This window comes from Blautia sp. ZXY-1-C6 (assembly GCF_056339875.1).
The window spans coordinates 15111-31926 of sequence record NZ_JBWJVQ010000159.1 but is presented as its reverse complement, the minus strand read 5'-3'; the positions used below and the strand labels follow the sequence as shown (position 1 = coordinate 31926).

Here is a 16816-nt window from a genome sequence, read left to right as displayed (position 1 = left end):
CTCTCCTGTCTGTTCTGCTCGTTAATTATCTTCCAATCTCGATGCTCATGGCATGCCAGGCTTCTCCGCCCCAGGTGGAGTTTGCCTGACCCAGATCTGTAAAGCCGAATTTCTCATACATCTTCACTTTTTCATCCAGACAGGTGAGGAAAAGTTTCTTTCGTCCTTTTTGTGCTTCCTTCTGGCAGTATCGGGATACCAGTTCACGTCCCAGTCCCTGCATACGATATTCCGGACGGACATCCAGACCCAGAAGCATGATATTTTTGCCTTCAGGATTACTCAGGGAAATATCTGTGAAGAATTCGTCTCTGAAAGCCTCCTCATCTGTAGGAACTCCATTAAGAAATGCAGCCAGCTTTCCGGTTTCCTTATCCTCAGCTACCAGAAATGTTTCTGCTGTTGCTTTTATTCTCTCTGTCAGACTTTTCGGGGAACATGCCTCATTTGGCGGGAAACAGATCTGCTCGATCTCTATCGCCTGCTGTGTCTCCTCCGGTCTGATACATCTGAATTCAAATCTATCCATATTGTTTGTACTCATTTTTATATCCTTCTCCTGTTATCTTGTTATTTCCTGCATATTCGCAATCTGCCAGTTTCCCATATAGTTGTTTTATCTACATCGGGCAGCTTCTCTTTGATTTCTCATCCAGATCTTCCCGTACGTAGTGTGCATTAAACTCCATGTTAATGTCGCGGATTTCCTTCGTACCATCAATATATTCCTGATACATCTCTGCCAGTCCCGCCATACAGCCATCACAGCTTGCAGAAATATTCCCAAAAGATTCTTCCACAATCTGTTTTCTTTCCTCTCTGGTTGTATCCTTTATCAGAATACTCTTAATCTCCATAACATTCACCCCGGCTTTCTTTGGTATTCTTTTGATATTTCTTTCCTAATACCTTTTATTTGATTGTAACATCTGAAAGCATTTTTGTGAAGCTAAGAAACAGGCATAAAAAACGGTCTGATTACATTTTCTCAAAATATGTCGATTTAAAGTGCTAAAGTACTGGAATTTTAGATAACACCATGTTATACTTGTGAAGGAAAATATGCAGGCAGTCCGGTCAGGTACAAAATATTTCTGACTTCCGGCATTATGAAAGATCTGCATGTACTTATATGGAGGAAATAAATCATGTCTATGAAAATTAATCACGAGCTCCCTTTACCGGAGGTTCTGAAATCTCAGTACCCTCTCAGCCAGGAACTCAAAGAAGTAAAAAAACAGCGCGATGAAGAAATACGCCGTATCTTCACCGGTGAATCAGATAAATTTATCGTCCTTGTAGGACCTTGTTCCGCTGATAACGAAGATACAGTCTGCGAATATGTACGCAAACTGAAAACAGTGGCAGATAAAGTCTCTGACAAACTGATGATCATCCCGCGAGTCTATACAAATAAGCCCCGTACCACAGGTGACGGTTACAAAGGAATGCTTCATCAGCCAGACCCTGATAAGGCTCCTGACCTTCTTGCCGGAATTATTGCTATCCGCAAGATGCACATGAGAGTTATGCAGGAGACAGGACTCTCTTCTGCAGATGAGATGCTTTATCCTGAAAACCGCAGCTATCTGGATGATATTCTCTCCTATGAAGCTGTAGGTGCACGTTCTGTGGAGAACCAGCAGCATCGTCTCACTGCCAGTGGCATGGATATTCCTGTCGGTATGAAGAATCCTACCAGCGGTGATCTCTCTGTTATGCTGAATTCCGTCACTGCTGCACAGCATCCACACCACTTCATCTACAGAGGAAATGATGTGGAAACTTCAGGAAATGATCTGGCACACACTATTCTCAGAGGTGGTGTAAACCAGTACGGACAGACTATTCCTAACTATCACTATGAAGATCTGATGTGTCTGTCTGCTCTGTATGCCAAAAAAGATCTTAAGAACCCTGCCATCATCATAGATGCCAACCACTCAAACTCCAACAAACAATACAAGGAACAGATCCGTATTGTTTCAGAAGTACTTCACAGCCGTAACTATAATCCAGACCTCAGAAAGCTGGTTAAAGGTGTTATGATCGAAAGTTACCTTCTCGAAGGCCGCCAGGATATCAGTGATCATATGACTCCTGGCTGTTCCATCACAGATCCTTGCCTCGGATGGGAAGATACAGAACGGCTTATCTATGATATTGCTGAGAAATGCTGATTTTTATGGATAATACAAATAATTCCTGCTGTTGTGGAGAGACAGAACATTTTTCAGGCTGCCTGATCTGTGGAGCACCGGTCACATACAGCGTCGAAAGTTCTGTGAAAACCTGCAGCATCTGCCACAAAGAGCAGCTGACAAATGCTGTCTGTGAAAATGGCCATTTTGTCTGTGATGCCTGTCACAGCTATGGTACTTATATACCGGTGATCATAGCCCTCAGAAGCAGCACAGAGAAGGATCCCCTGCTGCTTCTGGAAGAGATCATGGACCTTCCTTCTGTCCACATGCATGGACCTGAACATCATGCCATTGTTCCCAGTGTTCTTCTGACTGCACTTCGCAATAATGGAGAGCGTATGAATTACGATACCGCATTATCTGAAATCTGTAAAAGAGCGAGGCAGGTTCCCGGTGGTACCTGCGGTTACTGGGGAGTGTGTGGTGCAGCAGCAGGTGCCGGAATCTTTATGTCTGTTATGACCGGATCCGGTCCCCTCCATAAGGATGCATGGCCCTTTCCTCAGAAGCTTGTCTCTGTTATTTTATCCAAACTGGCTGATGTTGGTGGTCCGCGCTGCTGTAAACGCACCAGCAGAATTGCTATTGAAGAAGCGATCAGGTTTTACAGGCAGTTCAGCTCTGTAAAGATTCCGCTGTCTTCTGTACTATGTAAATATTTTGAAGATAATAAAGAATGTATCAGAGAGGACTGTCCGTATTATCCTGTGAACAAATAACTATTCATAAAATAAAAAACAGAACGAAATCCGACTGATAGTCAATGGGTTTCGTTCTGTTTTCTAATAGTTTCTCTATAAAATAATACGTTTCGCAGGATACAATGCCCTATCGCTCCATTCTGCTTTTCTGCAGTCCAAAGAAATAATATTCTTCTCTGTGCAGACATTTCTGATCAGTTCTTCTCCGTTATCTGATATAAAAAGTGCTGTGATTTCTTTTTTCCCTCCAACACTCCTTACACAGTAATCTACCAGTTTCGGAAACTGAAACAGTAATTCATCCATTTCTCTCATACTTTTGGACTGGTCGATGCGCCTTACAAAATCCAGACGCCTTACCTCACTTCCGCAGATACATTTTCCGGGGATGATACGTGTATGATCGCCGGTCCTGTATCTGATCAGAGGCTGTGCCTCCATCCCAATGGTTGTGATCACCAGTTCTCCCCATTGACCGTCAGGCAGAACATTTCCCTCTTTATCTATGATCTCTGTGATACAATGATTCTCCCTCATGTGCATGCCCTCATGAGCCTGACAGCAAATCGCACCCCCAAGTCCCATCTCTCTGGAACCATAATGAGGCCAGAGTGGTGTTCCCAAAATTTTTTCTATTGCTTTCATTACTGTTTCCGGACAGGCATCCCCTGATATCAGTGCTCTCTTTATACTGCCTTTTCCACACATTCTGAGCATGGAAAGCAGTGCTGTCGGCATACCTACATAAGTATCCGGCCGCTCCTCTTCCAGAATTGTTTTTAACTCACCATAGGTTTTATTGTTCCCGGTTAAAAGGGGATGTGCTCCTATACGTCTGATTGCGTCTGCGATCAGTTCTCCCAGTCCAGAAGGACCTGAAAACGGCATGGCAACCATAGTCCTGCTTCCCGGATAAATAAACTCACCAAGTCCGGCCATAAAAAGTTCTATGGTATGTTCACAATCTCCTTCTGTATAAAATACACGTTTACCTGCACCTGTTGTTCCGCTTGTCTGTTCTGAAATGATCCTCTGTATTTCTCCCTGAGAGCACAGTAACATCCTGCCCCCTTTCTGAGCAAGGTCGGATTCCGTTGTAAAGGGAAGGGTTTTCAGATCATCAAGGCTTTCCAGCCTTTCCGGCAGATCTCTATAAAATCCCTGCCTTTCTTTTTCTCTTTTCAGAACAGCATTCAGTTTATCCAGCTGTATTTTGTTTATTGTTTCCCTTGTAATATCTGTAATTTTTTCCTGCCTACAGATCATTGCATCTATATTGGATCGTTTCACTTTCTGTATAAATATGTTCCTTTCAGATTAGTCAGATTATATGCACAGAACGGTACCATTCCGTGATCAGGATCCACTTCACAGATATAACAGCGTTTCAGACGGTCAAGATCCAGATTCCAGGCATCCTGAAAGATCATACCTGATACTGCAAAGGTTTCATTATGTATCCGGATCAGAAACTCATCTAGCGCATCTGTCTGTGTCATTTCTCCCTCATCATAGGTTTTTGTACTGTAGCTCCACTGATTTTCCACATACTGCCTGGAATCATCACTGGTAGTACAGCAGCATCCTTTTCCTGATTTTTTTTCAAGAAGCTTCAGTTCCTGCTCTCCTTTTCTCAGATAACTTGCATGAAAGGAGCAGTAGGGATTCTCTGCGCCGCCGCCTGCAAAATCCTCAATTTTCATCAGTCCCTCTGTCTGTTCTTCAATAAGCCTCAGCATCTTTGGTATGGTGATGGGATTTTGGGGGCGCTTCTGGGAACATCTGCCAAAATAACTGATAGGCTGAAAATGTACGCCACGAACAAAGGGCATATGATCCAGACCAAATTTCAGGATATCCCCTACCTGCATATCATTTACTCCCGGCGCAATGACCGGCACAAGAGCAATACCAAGCTCTGCTTCTGAGCAGTTTAAGACCGCCTTTTTCTTCAGTTCCATCATAGCCTGTCCACGTAAAGTCTCATAAACCTGATCTGTCACACCGTCAAACTGAAGAAATACTGTATTCAGTCCTGCTTTTTTCAGCTTTCCGGCATACCCCTCCTCCCTGGCAAGCCGGACCCCATTGGTATTTAACTGAAAAAATGTAAATCCTTTTTCTCTTCCCATATGTATGATTTCAGGCAGATCGTCCCTCATGGTTGGTTCTCCTCCTGAAAGCTGTATATTAAAGGGACCTCCGTGAGTCATCAGAAAATCATACTGTTTTTCTATTTCACAGATGGGAATATCTCCCTTTTCCCTGTCTTCTCCTGCTGAAGCAAAGCAGACAGGACAATGCATATTACAGCGTTTTGTAACTTCCAGGATCATACAGCAGCCTTTTCTTTCATGTTCCTCACAGAGTCCGCAATTATCCGGACAGGATTTTTCTTTAACCTTCGGATTTACAGGCGTTTCTGCTGAGAGATTTTCTCTTCCCCAGGAAAGATAATCTGCTGCATTTCCTTCCCAGATCAGGGTCTGAAATTTTCCATGAGCATTGCATTCCTTTACCAGATAGATCCCGTCTTCACCGATACCTTTTATGGCAGGAACTACCTTCATACATTCCGGACAGACACTCTTTGTTTTGCCGATGGTGATCAAAGCTCCAGTACCTCCCGCTCTGTCAGAATTTCCATAACTTTTGTATAAGTATCTGCAATAAGTCCAGGACATTTCTCCATGATCACACCCCAGTCCAGATGAGTGATATCCTTACAGTAAAAAGCTCCGAATTCTTCCTCTGTCTTCTGGCGGAACCACTGATATAATTCCTGTACAGCCGGCTTCATCTGTGCATCTTCCTTCTCCTCAGGAGCCAGATTGCCGAGAAAATATCCGATGGCACAGGCACTTCCTGTCAGACACCCACAGGTATCTCCACAATAACCAATTCCTCCCCCAAGGCCTCCCATTGCCTTTACAAGCTGTGGATTTTCCTCTCCTATAGTTTCCAGAGTCATGATCATAATGATCTGTGAACAATGATATCCCATGCTGCCTAATTCCATTATTCTTTCATAAAGATCCATACACTACTCCTTTCTGCCAACTATCATGGTATAGCCTATTTTTCTGCCTTTGTATTCTTTCTGCAAAAGCTTATGATCCTCGCAGCAGAATAAATCATTCCAGATTGCGTCCAGATAATATTCTCTCCAGAGAGCAGTCTGGTCCTCCTGACAGAGAATCGTAAACCCTGTTTCTTTCACAATTTCCAAAAGATTGCCCGGATCCAGATCTGACAGTAAAAGAAATCCACCTTTTTTCAGTACACGCCAGCATTCAGAAACTGCCTTTTTCTGATCTCTGCTGACAAAAAATGCACACTGGCTGATACAAAGATCCATACTGTCTGCTGCATACTGAAGGTCCAGAAAATCTCCCCTCTGCACCTCACTGCTTCGCGGAGCAAGATCCACTCCCTGCACGTTCAGACCAAATGCTTTCATGATCCGCACTGTCTCTCCCTCTCCTGCTCCCAGATCCAGCGCTTTCATTCCTTTTTTCAGTTCTATTCTTTTCAGAAGATGAATTGTCTGCTCTTCCCCTCCGGGATGTCTGTTCATCTATTTATCCTCCAGTGCACGTTCCACTGCCAGAACCTTTCCAAGAGCCAGTTCCTCCGGAACATAGACAAAGCCACATTTTGGACAGACCGGCATCTCAACAGGAAAACCGTTCTCCAGATACATAAATTTTGCTTTTCCTTTTACAAGAGGAACCTTGCATTTCATGCAGGTCAGCTTTCCCTCAGGATCAATGGTATAATATGTTCTCTCTACTGCCATTACTGTCCCACCCTTTTCATAATATTCATTCTGTGACTGTATGCTCTACGTACCAGATACCCTTCTTCTGTTTCCACAAATCGCACCCAGAATGTTACATTTCCAAGTCTGCTCCTTGTCACCAGTTCTTTTGTCTCTTCATCAAAGATCGCTTCCTGGTTTTCTCTGTAATCTGATAATACACGCTCCACATCACTTTTCAGGATCATACGTTCATCCATCATACTGATGGCATCCTCTGTATATGCAACGGTATAATCTTTTTTCTCCATCATCAGTTCCTCATTCCATATATTTTTTAAAAGCTTCTCTTTTAGCATAAGCCGGTTGTAGCGTTTCTCACTGATATCCGGCATATTGACGGCATTTGTGCCATACAGAAGTTCCAGGATATGTCTGGATTCCCTGCCTTCCCTGACAAATCGGTCCCTGCATGCCATGCAGTATGTTATATATGGGGCATCGGATCGTTCCAGACACTTTTCTGTCATTTTATCTGCCATTTCTTTATTAGCGTAGGAAGTCAGTCCGCCGTATCCGCAGCAGGGAGACAGATCTCTGGAATATTCTGTATTTACAACAGTACACCCCATATCTGCAAGAAGCTCTCTTATTGTATCCTGTGTCTGTGTATCTCTCCTGGCACCGCAGGCATCATGTATTGCAACAGGTATCTCCAGTCCTTTTGCCTGTCCGGGAAGTCCGATCTCCTTTAAGATTTCCCAGATTCCTGTGACTCTGGCACCAAGACTCTCTTTTAACTGTTTCATACAGCTTGGACAGCCTGCTATGATCATGGGATCTCCCAGCTTTGCAAGTTCCTGCTTCAGCTGTTCATTTACCTTTTCTGTCATTTCATAGCGTCCTGCCCATTCACTGATGGCACCACAACATCCCAGCATCAGAGCAACACCTCCCTCTGTCCTCCTGCACAGATCCTCATATGCCTCTGTGACAACATCCGGCGCTATGGCTCCTGCCTGACATCCTGGGAAAAATACATATCTGCAGGCTTCATATCCCGGCTGAGGTCTGCATAAGAAAGCCTCTGAATTGGAAAATAGCATATCCATCAATGCAAATTCATGAGGAGCCAGAGGCATCTTGTCTGTAGATACCATATTTTCTCTTGCAGATTTACAGACCTGGCTCATATCAAACCCATTTGGACAGGTTACAGTACACTGTCCGCAGAGTGAACAGGAATTCATCGGTTTATTCATCTGGTGATCTCCCATAATGATCTGGGTATTATTATAAATCTCACGTGCAAGAAGACCAGGGTGCTTTTTATATTCACTTAAATAGACACAGCTTTTCATACACTCATCACAGTGGCACTGAATGCATCGCTTTGCTTCCTCAATAGCGTCTTCCTTTGAATATCCATCTGTGCTGCAGGGAATCTTTTTGGAGCCTTTTATCCCTTCCATATTTGTATAGAGCCTGGTAGTAACTGCTCTTTCACTGCCTCTGTTGCTGTGGGGCGAAAGATTCTGTACAAGGAGGTCTACAGTCAGAGCAGCTCTCTTTGCAGCAAAAGCCGCATCCATCACAGACCGGACCGGACCGCTAACAATTCCCGCCTGTTCTCTCAGCATGATCTCTGCGTCTGCTGTTTCCTCTGGAGCCAGCTTTTTGGCCACCTCCTCTGAAGCACAGACCACATCTGCCTCCTTCATTTTCTCTCTGATAAACGGAAGGTCAAGACTGCATCCAAATTCAAAGGAAAGGTCCATGGAACTGAGACGTTTTACCTCATTTTTGCGATCTGATTCCGAAAGCTTTGGAGCTGCTGCTGCAATATAGGCTTCATAATCTTTCTCCTGACAGTAAATGGTTGCAGGATACATCTTCTTTTCCAGTTCCCCTGCAAGAAACAGCGGGAATAATCCTGAGCCAAAGATCACAGCCTTTTTTTTCTTTCTGATACGAAATACACTGCTCCGTTTTCCAGGTTCCCCATATCGGACAATGGCACGCTCTACTTCACGTATAGATATGCCATCACCCAGCTCACAGAGTCTGCATTTCTCCTCACAGGGTGCAGTACATCCGTTACAGAGGATCATGGGAAATGGTGTAATCTTCTCATAGATCCCCAGAGCTTTCTTAAAATTTCCTTTTGCAGCATAAAACAGCATTTCTTTTGTATCTGCTTTGAAAGGACAGGCTGCAACACAGTACGCCGGCTGTTCATGAACACAGAGGCCGATCATATGATCCATCTCTTCCTTTGACATTCGATTTACGTGATAAACATGAGTGGAACCTCTCTCCTGTATATATGTCATAACCCGATACTCCTTTCATTTCCAAAGGGGAGACAGTCTCCCGTCTCCCCTTATTATATTACATGATAAAATTATACTGAGAATTATTTCTCAAGTTCCTTTAATGCTGCAAGAACCTTTTCCGGACGGGCAGGAACACGTGTGATACGTGCGCCTGTAGCATTGTAGATTGCATTCAGGATTGCAGGATGAGGAGCATCCAGCGGAGCCTCACCACAGCCGGCAGCACCGTAAGGACCGCTTGGACGATATGTTTCATTGAAATGAAGTTCAATATCATCCGGCGCATCATTTGGATACGGAATGCCACAGTTCTTCAGAGAAGTATCATGGTTCAGATCCTCGAAATCTTCTGTAAGAGCAAGACCAATACCCTGTACAAGACCACCGTAGAAGTTGCCTTCTACAAGAAGTCTGTTCATGATCGTACCTACGTCAGCCACACAGGTGAATTTTTCAACTTTAACTTTACCTGTTTCTGTATTAACAGCAACTTCCGGAAGGAAAATCGTGTACATGTAGGTTGCAAACGGATCACCCTGTGCTGTATCCTGATCGATCGGATGATCTGCACAGAAGGTTGTCACCCAGTTACCTTCATATTTTGTTGCAAGACCTTCAGCCACCATCTCATCATAAGTACGGAAGGTTCCGTCTTCTTTTTTCATGGCTGCCACAAGGTTTTCTGCTGCCAGACGACATGCATTACCTGACATAACCTGTGAACGTGATCCACCTGCAGGACCTGCATTAGGACATGTCTTGGTATCATTCATAACAAGTTTGATCTGTTCCGGCCTGATTCCTGCCTGGCGAAGTGTTTCATGGGATGATACAAGAACACCCATATCAGCGCCCTGTCCGTGATCCTCCCATGCAGCATACATGGTAACTGTTCCGTCCGGGTTCAGTTCTGCAAATGCGTTTGATGTATCAACACCGTCAAGACCACAGCCATATACACCGAGAGATACACCGATACCATATTTGATCTTGCCATCAGAAGCTGCATTCTTTTCAGCCACACGTTTCTTAGCTGCTTCATACAGTGGACGTGCTGTCTTGAACAGATCTTCTTCACAGTATACTTCAGGCGGATAACCTGTAGGGATCGTACTGCCTTCGGATTCTTTGTAACAGTTCATTTCACGGATATCGAACGGGTCGATTCCCATCTTTGCTGCCAGAACATCTATCGCGATCTCAGATCCCATGTAAGACTGCGGAGAACCGTAAGCACGGAATGCGGAACCCCATGCGTGGTTTGTAAATACTGTTGTAGATTTATTACGGATAGAATTGATTCCATAACCTGCACCTGTAAACTGGGAAAGTCTCATTGTAAGCAGGTCACCGAATTCTGAGTATGGACCATGATCCACATAGTTATTGCCCCAGAGTGCAAGAAGCTTACCGTTTTCATCTGCTGCAAGCTTGATATTCATAAATGCAGGAGATCTCTTTCCTGTATATGTAATATTCTGGAACTGATTAAATACCAGAGATACTGGACGTTCAAGAATCTTAACAGCAGCACCGATCAAAGCCTCATTTGTAGGAGAAAACTTGTAACCAAAGGTTCCTCCTGCATGGTTCTGAACAATTCGTAAGTTCTCCATTGGCACACCGATACCATCAGCGATCATAGGCATATGCAGATGGATACCAATGGATTTGGAATGAACAGTTATCATACCGTCTTCGTCAATATAACCATAACCGCAGTCCGGCTCAAGATGAAGATGAGGCTGACGTGAACAGTAAGATTCTATCTCAACCTGCTGTGAGTCCGGAATGCTGTCCCAGTCAAAATCAGGGCCCTTGATACAGTTTGTCTCAAAGAATGCGTTCGGAGTACCGGGATGGATCTCCGCTGCATCCGGTGCGATGGCATCCATTGCATTCATGTATGCAGGAAGCTCTTCAATTTCAACTTTAACTGCTTCTGCTGCTGCACGTGCATGCTCTTCTGTATCAGCAGCTACGATGGCAATCGCATCACCAAACTGGAAGATTTTTTCATCGCAGAGTACAGGACGTTCAAAACCGTCTGTCTTGTTGTGTTTTGGAAGCATTACAAGACCATTGATCTTATTAGTTCCGCCTGCTGCCTTAATATCTTTTGCTGTGATAACTCGAACAACACCAGGCATGCTCTCTGCTTCTGCTGTGTCAATGCTGAGGATATTTGCATGAGAAACCTTTGCCTGTGTAAGAGCAAGACGAAGTGTTCCTGAAGGCATCTTTAACGCATCATCCGCACCAAAGTCCCAGGTACCTGTTACCTTCTGTGCTGCTGACGGACGGATATAGTTTGTTCCAACAATAGAATCCCCTGTCTGTTTGAACACAAGGTCTTCCTTTGTCATCTCACCGCGCATAACTGCTGCTGCAGCCATAGTAGCATCGATCAGCGGCTTATAGCCTGTACAACGGCAGAGATTACGCTGTTTGTTAAACCAGTCTCTTACCTCTTCACGGGTAGGGCTTGGATTATTATCCAGAAGCACTTTTGCGGAAATAATAAAGCCCGGTGAACAGAAACCGCACTGTGCACATCCATATGCCATCCATGCAACCTGGATCGGATGCATATCAGAAAGTGTTCCCACACCCTCAATGGTTGTGATCTCTGCATGGTCGGGAACACGGCTCATCTTGTAGATACAGGATCTTGTAACTTTTCCGTTCATAATAACATTACAGGCTCCACAGTGACCTTCACCGCAGCCAATCTTACATCCTGTAAGAAGAAGGTGATTACGGAGCACCTGCGCCAGTGTCTCATCCTTATCAAGAATAAGTATTCTCTCAACACCATTAATCTTCAATGTCTTTTTAATCATGTCCCATTCCTCCTTTTAAAAAAATTCATTTCAATCTTACTGATCTTCAGGCTTATGCACTCCACACGGATCATGATCAGCCCCTTTGCCTGTCAGATCTTTCAGTCTCTCTATTCCTCTGGCAGAATAGAAAACAATGGAAGAGCTACTCCCGTCCAGATTCTCACCGCTGAGCTTTAAAACATTTGCATTCTCATAATAATCGATGGGAAGCGTCCGGCTGTATACAACCCCTGTACGCTCATCTTTTACCTGTACAGTAACTTCTTTTGCGGTAATCTCAAAAATCTTATCCATAAAAAAGTTCTCCTGTCCACGTTATTTTATATATCCATACTACCATGATTTTGCACAATTATACAAATTACAAATAATTAATAGTTGGCTATTTTATATATTGCAGACAATTTTATTTTGTTTTATTTAAAATTTTAACTATTTTTATTCTTTTATATGTTATAATAATATCAAATTTGTATAATATCATTGAAAGAAGGAGGTATCTAAATGCAGACAGGCGCCCTCATCGTGGCTGCGGGGAAATCATCACGAATGGGAGACTTTAAACCCATGCTTCAGCTTGGCTCCATTTCCATCGCACAGCGCGTGATCAATAATTTCCGGCAGGCCGGAATCTCCAAAGTAGTAGTGGTAACCGGATATCATGCAGATGTTCTGGAATGCCACCTGGCTTCCAATAATGTAGTCTTTCTTCGAAATGAGAACTATGCAAACACTCATATGTTTGATTCTGTCCGAATCGGACTTGAGTATCTGAAAGACAAAGTGGATACGGTACTCTTTACACCTGTTGATGTTCCGCTGTTCACAGCCCAGACAGTCACTCAAATGCTCTCTCTGGGGCGTCCCCTTGTAACTCCGGTCTGTAATGGCAATCCCGGTCATCCCATTCTGATCCGTTCCACACTGATTGATTCCATCCTAAGTGATGACGGAAAATCAGGACTTAAAGGTGCTGTGGATAACTGCGGGGAACCCATGTATTATCTTAATGTAAAGGATCCCGGTATTATTCATGATGCTGATACACCAGAGGATTATGCTGAACTTCTCCGCATACACAACCAGAGTCTGATCCGTTCTGAAATCCATATTCAGCTAGCCCGGGAAAAAGTTTTTTTTGATGAAAAACTCTATTCGCTGCTTACACTGATCCATGAAACAGGATCTGTCCGCGATGCCTGTGAGCGCATGCACATTTCCTATTCTACCAGCTGGAACCTGATCCATACCCTGGAATCACAGCTTCATGAACCTCTGATCATCAGAAGCCAAGGCGGTACAAGGGGAAGCCATAGCGAACTGACACCATACGGCGAAGAATTTCTGAAACGATATGCCCGTTTTTCAGAAGAAACACGTTCCTGTTCAAAAAAAATATTTGAAGAATGTTTCGGAGGGTTTTTAAATGCGTAACCTTTATCTGGTCCGGCATGGAAAACCACAGTATCCGGATGAACATTCTTACTGTGTAGGACAGACAGATTTCTCTCTATCCATGCTTGGACATCTGCAGGCAGTCCTTCTTAACGAAGAATTGTCCGATAAAATATCAGGGGTATACTGCAGTCCTTTGTTAAGAGCAGTTGAGACAGCAGGCCATATGGCACCTGAGCTTCCACATATCATTGTTTCTGATCTGTCAGAACGAAATCTGGGAGAATGGGATGGCCTTTCTTTTGATGAAATACGCCAGAGATGGCCGGACATTTATAAAGCGCGTGGGAATAACCCTGATCATCCGATCCCGGGAGCAGAAACTCCTGCTGCATCTGGTTTTCGCTTTTCGCAGGCAGTTCATAAGATTCTTTGCGCTTCTGAAGGTGATATTGCAGTGGTAACTCATACAGATGTAATCTCTTCTTATTTACATGCATTACATTCTGATATGTACAGCAGGCAGCGGTTTCGTCTGCCCTGCGGCTCTTACTATCATCTGGAAGTGAATGAAAAAAATAATATTTCTTTCTCTGATCCCAGTTATATACTGCCTCATCCTGAATTAAATGACGGACTATGTCTCAGGCTTCGCAATGCTGTTTCTCTGCCCCGTCATGTACAAGCTCACAGTGATGCTGTTACTGAACTTGCCTGTTGTTTATGCAATATGCTGGAATCCAATGGTTATATCTTTGACCAGAAGCTTGTTCGCTCCGGTGCACTTCTGCATGATATTGCCAGACTTCAGAGGCATCACGCGAAAACAGGCGGTGAACTTTTCTTACAGTTAGGTTATCCTGAGATCAGCCAGATCATTTCACAGCACCATGGTCTGTTGGAAGCCACGCTGGATGAAGCAGCTATTGTATTTCTGGCTGATAAACTGATTCAGGAAACACAGCGTGTAACCATAGAAAAAAGATTTGCCGACAGCATGAGTAAATGCAAAAGTCCGGAAGCTCGCAAAGCTCATGAGCAGCAGTTAGAACAAGCCCGCAAACTGCAGGACATTATACAATCACTCTGCCATATCACGCTTTAGTTCAGGCGGGCAGACGTACACAACTGGAGCAGAAAAATCACTTAATTTAGTTAGGAGGTATTTTATTATATGAGAACATTATTTCAGACAATAAAACAACAATTCCTGGAGGGAAACGATCTTGTACTTGTTTCCGTTACAGCATCCTCAGGGTCTACACCAAGAGGTGCCGGTTCCCGCATGCTGGTCGGAAAAAACGGCAGAATTTCCGGAACCATCGGAGGTGGAGCTGTAGAATATCGTGCTGAATGTATGGCATTGGATATTCTTGAAAAAAAGGAATCCTGCGAGCATGAATTCCGGCTGAATCATAAAGATGTTGAAAATATTGGTATGATCTGTGGTGGTGATGTTACGGCCTTTTTCCAGTATCTTGATCATAACGATCCGATTATTATGGAAATCACGGAAACTGCTGAAAAATTCTATGAAGAGCGAAAAGATTTCTGGCTGATTTGCGATCTTCTCACCACCTCCGGTGTGAGCCTTTACAGTCCTGCATGCGGTCTCATCGGAACTGCCAATGTTCCTTCTTCTGTATTATCTTCTTTGTCTCTAAAGCCACACCGATATCACAGTGAAGATTATGATCTGTTTTCTGAACAGATTGGAACCTCAGGAACTGTCTATGTATTCGGCGGCGGACATGTCTCACAAAAGCTTGTCCCAATCCTTGCAAGCGTTGATTTTCGCTGTGTTGTCCTGGATGACCGGCCGGAATTTACAAATCCTGCTCTTTTCCCAGGAGCAGTTGAAACAATACTTTGTGATTTCAACCATCTGGACCAGTATGTTTCTATTACAGCTGCTGATTATTGCTGCGTCATGACACGTGGACATTCCTATGATACCATTGTACAGGCACAGCTTCTCGCTACACCTGCATGTTATATAGGCGTCATTGGAAGCCGTGCAAAAAAAGCTGCTGTATTTCGCCGTCTGATTGAAGAATACAACATTAATGAACAAGATTTAAACCGTATCATCTCACCTATAGGACTGGAGATCAAAGCAGAAACACCGGCTGAAATCGCCATCTCCATCACAGGACAGATGATCCAGGTTCGCGCTGACAGAAAGGATACATCAAAATGATGGCAAAATCAGTATATAAAACTGTAATATTTGGTGCCGGACAAATTGGACAAATGACCGCAAGACTTCTCAGCAGTCCCTGTCAGCTCCTGTGCTTTGCTGATAATGACCCCCATAAACACGGATCATATATTGGAAATATTCCAGTCTGTTCTCCGGATACTGCAGCAGCACTTCTCCCGGATCTGGTCATCCTGGGAGTTCTGGATGAAGAACGGCGCAATTCTATGATAAAGCAGATGGAAAACTTAGGTTATCACGGACCTTTTCGTGATCCCTCCGTCCTTCGCATGTTTGACGCACGGGTTGCTGTTATGCGTCTTTTATCTGAGCAGATCTATCAATTGGATATTCCGGGAAATGTTGCAGAACTAGGTGTTTTTCGAGGTGAATTTTCTTCCCTGATCAGTGCAGCCTTTCCAGACCGAAAAATCCATCTTTTTGATACTTTTGAGGGATTTTCAGAAAAGGATATCACAATAGAAGCCTCCGGTAATCTGTCCCGTGCCAAAACAGGTGATTTTTCTTCTACTGATATTGACTCTGTTCTTCATGTTATGCCTAATCCTACACGTACTGTGATCCACAAAGGATGGTTTCCGGATACCTTTTCCGATGTCACAGATGAAACTTTTTGTTTTGTATCTCTGGACGCAGATCTCTATGCTCCAACTGCAGCCGCACTTCCTCTGTTCTATGAACGCCTGGCCACCGGAGGAGTTCTCCTGATCCACGATGTGTACAGTACACAGTTTTCCGGATGTCGAAAAGCGGTCGGGGAATTCTGTCTGAAAAACCATCTGTTTGCAGATCCTGTATGCGATCTGCATGGAAGCGCAATGATCCGAAAATTATAAAAGGAAACGCCGGAACCGGTATTTACCGGAACCAGCGTTTCTTTTTCATTTATTTATTGTATAGCCCTTTTCCACGTCCATGCCTAACCTTTATAAAATTCCTTTCAGAACATTTTCCAACGCTTCTCATGGAAGTAATTTCAGGACTGGCCAATCAAAAAAATAACCGCTAGAAGCCTTGATTTCTAGCGGTTCTACGTGCGTTAGAGGTTGCTGCGTGCCAGTGGCACGCGTTTAGCAACGACCGGAGCGAAGCGTAGATCGAACCCGTTCGAGTCCGACCCGTACTCGAATAAAAAAATAAGACAGTGCATTTGCACTGTCTTATTTTTTATTAGCGTGCGTTAGAGGATTCGAACCCCCGGCCTTTTGGTCCGTAGCCAAACGCTCTATCCAGCTGAGCTAAACGCACATCCTTGTGAAGTTCTTATCTCGTGTCCCTCACAACAATGAGTATTCTACTCTATACTGGAGCATTTGTCAACACTTTTTTTGAATTTTTTATTTTTTTCTTTTG

The 16816-nt window shown here is 43.9% G+C and carries 16 protein-coding genes and 1 tRNA gene; 6 read left to right on the top strand and 11 right to left on the bottom strand.

What is annotated here, in order from left to right:
* Positions 1-25 precede the first annotated feature (25 nt).
* The gene (locus AC075J_RS07240) at positions 26-544 is read right to left on the bottom strand and encodes a GNAT family N-acetyltransferase (RefSeq protein WP_020437248.1); all 519 of its coding nucleotides are present in this window, start codon (positions 542-544) and stop codon (positions 26-28) included.
* Between the two features lie 76 nt (positions 545-620).
* Positions 621-857, bottom strand: a complete 237-nt coding sequence (locus AC075J_RS07235; protein ID WP_022380801.1) for a hypothetical protein — start codon at positions 855-857, stop codon at positions 621-623.
* A 291-nt stretch (positions 858-1148) separates the two neighbouring features.
* Here AC075J_RS07235 and AC075J_RS07230 point away from each other — a divergent pair, with 291 nt between their 5' ends.
* A complete protein-coding gene (locus tag AC075J_RS07230; protein ID WP_026649015.1) occupies positions 1149-2180 on the top strand; it encodes a 3-deoxy-7-phosphoheptulonate synthase in 1032 nt (343 codons plus the stop codon).
* A gap of 5 nt (positions 2181-2185) precedes the next feature.
* Positions 2186-2923, top strand: a complete 738-nt coding sequence (locus AC075J_RS07225) for a DUF5714 domain-containing protein (protein ID WP_008708080.1) — start codon at positions 2186-2188, stop codon at positions 2921-2923.
* Positions 2924-2998: 75 nt separating this feature from the next.
* On the opposite strand, the gene AC075J_RS07220 is transcribed toward AC075J_RS07225, so the two are convergent.
* From AC075J_RS07220 to AC075J_RS07185, 8 genes are all read right to left on the bottom strand, one after another.
* The gene (locus tag AC075J_RS07220) at positions 2999-4195 is read right to left on the bottom strand and encodes a DVU_1553 family AMP-dependent CoA ligase (RefSeq protein ID WP_008708079.1); all 1197 of its coding nucleotides are present in this window, start codon (positions 4193-4195) and stop codon (positions 2999-3001) included.
* Positions 4192-5517 carry a radical SAM (seleno)protein TrsS gene (gene trsS / locus AC075J_RS07215; protein ID WP_476390188.1) on the bottom strand — a complete coding sequence of 442 codons (1326 nt, stop codon included), beginning with the start codon at positions 5515-5517 and terminating at the stop codon, positions 4192-4194. Before trsS ends, AC075J_RS07220 begins: the two co-directional genes overlap by 4 nt.
* Positions 5514-5945: a DVU_1555 family C-GCAxxG-C-C protein gene (locus tag AC075J_RS07210; RefSeq protein ID WP_022380796.1), complete on the bottom strand. Its 432-nt coding sequence runs from the start codon at positions 5943-5945 to the stop codon at positions 5514-5516. The genes trsS and AC075J_RS07210 overlap by 4 nt, the downstream gene beginning before the upstream one ends.
* Positions 5946-5948: 3 nt before the next feature.
* The gene (locus tag AC075J_RS07205) at positions 5949-6482 is read right to left on the bottom strand and encodes a class I SAM-dependent methyltransferase (protein WP_476390187.1); all 534 of its coding nucleotides are present in this window, start codon (positions 6480-6482) and stop codon (positions 5949-5951) included.
* On the bottom strand, positions 6483-6704 hold the full coding sequence (locus AC075J_RS07200) for a DVU_1557 family redox protein (protein WP_005427475.1): 222 nt from the start codon (positions 6702-6704) through the stop codon (positions 6483-6485).
* On the bottom strand, positions 6704-8998 hold the full coding sequence (locus tag AC075J_RS07195) for a pyridine nucleotide-disulfide oxidoreductase/dicluster-binding protein (protein ID WP_476390186.1): 2295 nt from the start codon (positions 8996-8998) through the stop codon (positions 6704-6706). The genes AC075J_RS07200 and AC075J_RS07195 overlap by 1 nt, the downstream gene beginning before the upstream one ends.
* 83 nt (positions 8999-9081) lie before the next feature.
* Complete coding sequence (locus tag AC075J_RS07190; protein WP_055199671.1) at positions 9082-11844, bottom strand: molybdopterin-dependent aldehyde oxidoreductase; 2763 nt, start codon at positions 11842-11844, stop codon at positions 9082-9084.
* A 36-nt stretch (positions 11845-11880) separates the two neighbouring features.
* The gene (locus tag AC075J_RS07185) at positions 11881-12141 is read right to left on the bottom strand and encodes a hypothetical protein (RefSeq protein WP_019160620.1); all 261 of its coding nucleotides are present in this window, start codon (positions 12139-12141) and stop codon (positions 11881-11883) included.
* A gap of 210 nt (positions 12142-12351) precedes the next feature.
* Here AC075J_RS07185 and AC075J_RS07180 point away from each other — a divergent pair, with 210 nt between their 5' ends.
* The 4 genes from AC075J_RS07180 to AC075J_RS07165 all read left to right on the top strand — a co-directional run bounded on the left by AC075J_RS07180 (position 12352) and on the right by AC075J_RS07165 (position 16299).
* Positions 12352-13281, top strand: coding sequence for an NTP transferase domain-containing protein (locus AC075J_RS07180; protein WP_008708069.1), 930 nt, complete (start codon positions 12352-12354; stop codon positions 13279-13281).
* Positions 13274-14347, top strand: coding sequence for a histidine phosphatase family protein (locus AC075J_RS07175; RefSeq protein ID WP_476390185.1), 1074 nt, complete (start codon positions 13274-13276; stop codon positions 14345-14347). The genes AC075J_RS07180 and AC075J_RS07175 overlap by 8 nt, the downstream gene beginning before the upstream one ends.
* A 69-nt stretch (positions 14348-14416) precedes the next feature.
* A complete protein-coding gene (locus AC075J_RS07170; RefSeq protein ID WP_055059910.1) occupies positions 14417-15442 on the top strand; it encodes an XdhC family protein in 1026 nt (341 codons plus the stop codon).
* On the top strand, positions 15439-16299 hold the full coding sequence (locus tag AC075J_RS07165; RefSeq protein ID WP_055059909.1) for a TylF/MycF/NovP-related O-methyltransferase: 861 nt from the start codon (positions 15439-15441) through the stop codon (positions 16297-16299). Before AC075J_RS07170 ends, AC075J_RS07165 begins: the two co-directional genes overlap by 4 nt.
* Before the next feature lie 338 nt (positions 16300-16637).
* Here AC075J_RS07165 and AC075J_RS07160 read toward each other — a convergent pair.
* Positions 16638-16711 (bottom strand) — tRNA-Arg (locus AC075J_RS07160).
* Positions 16712-16816 lie beyond the last annotated feature (105 nt).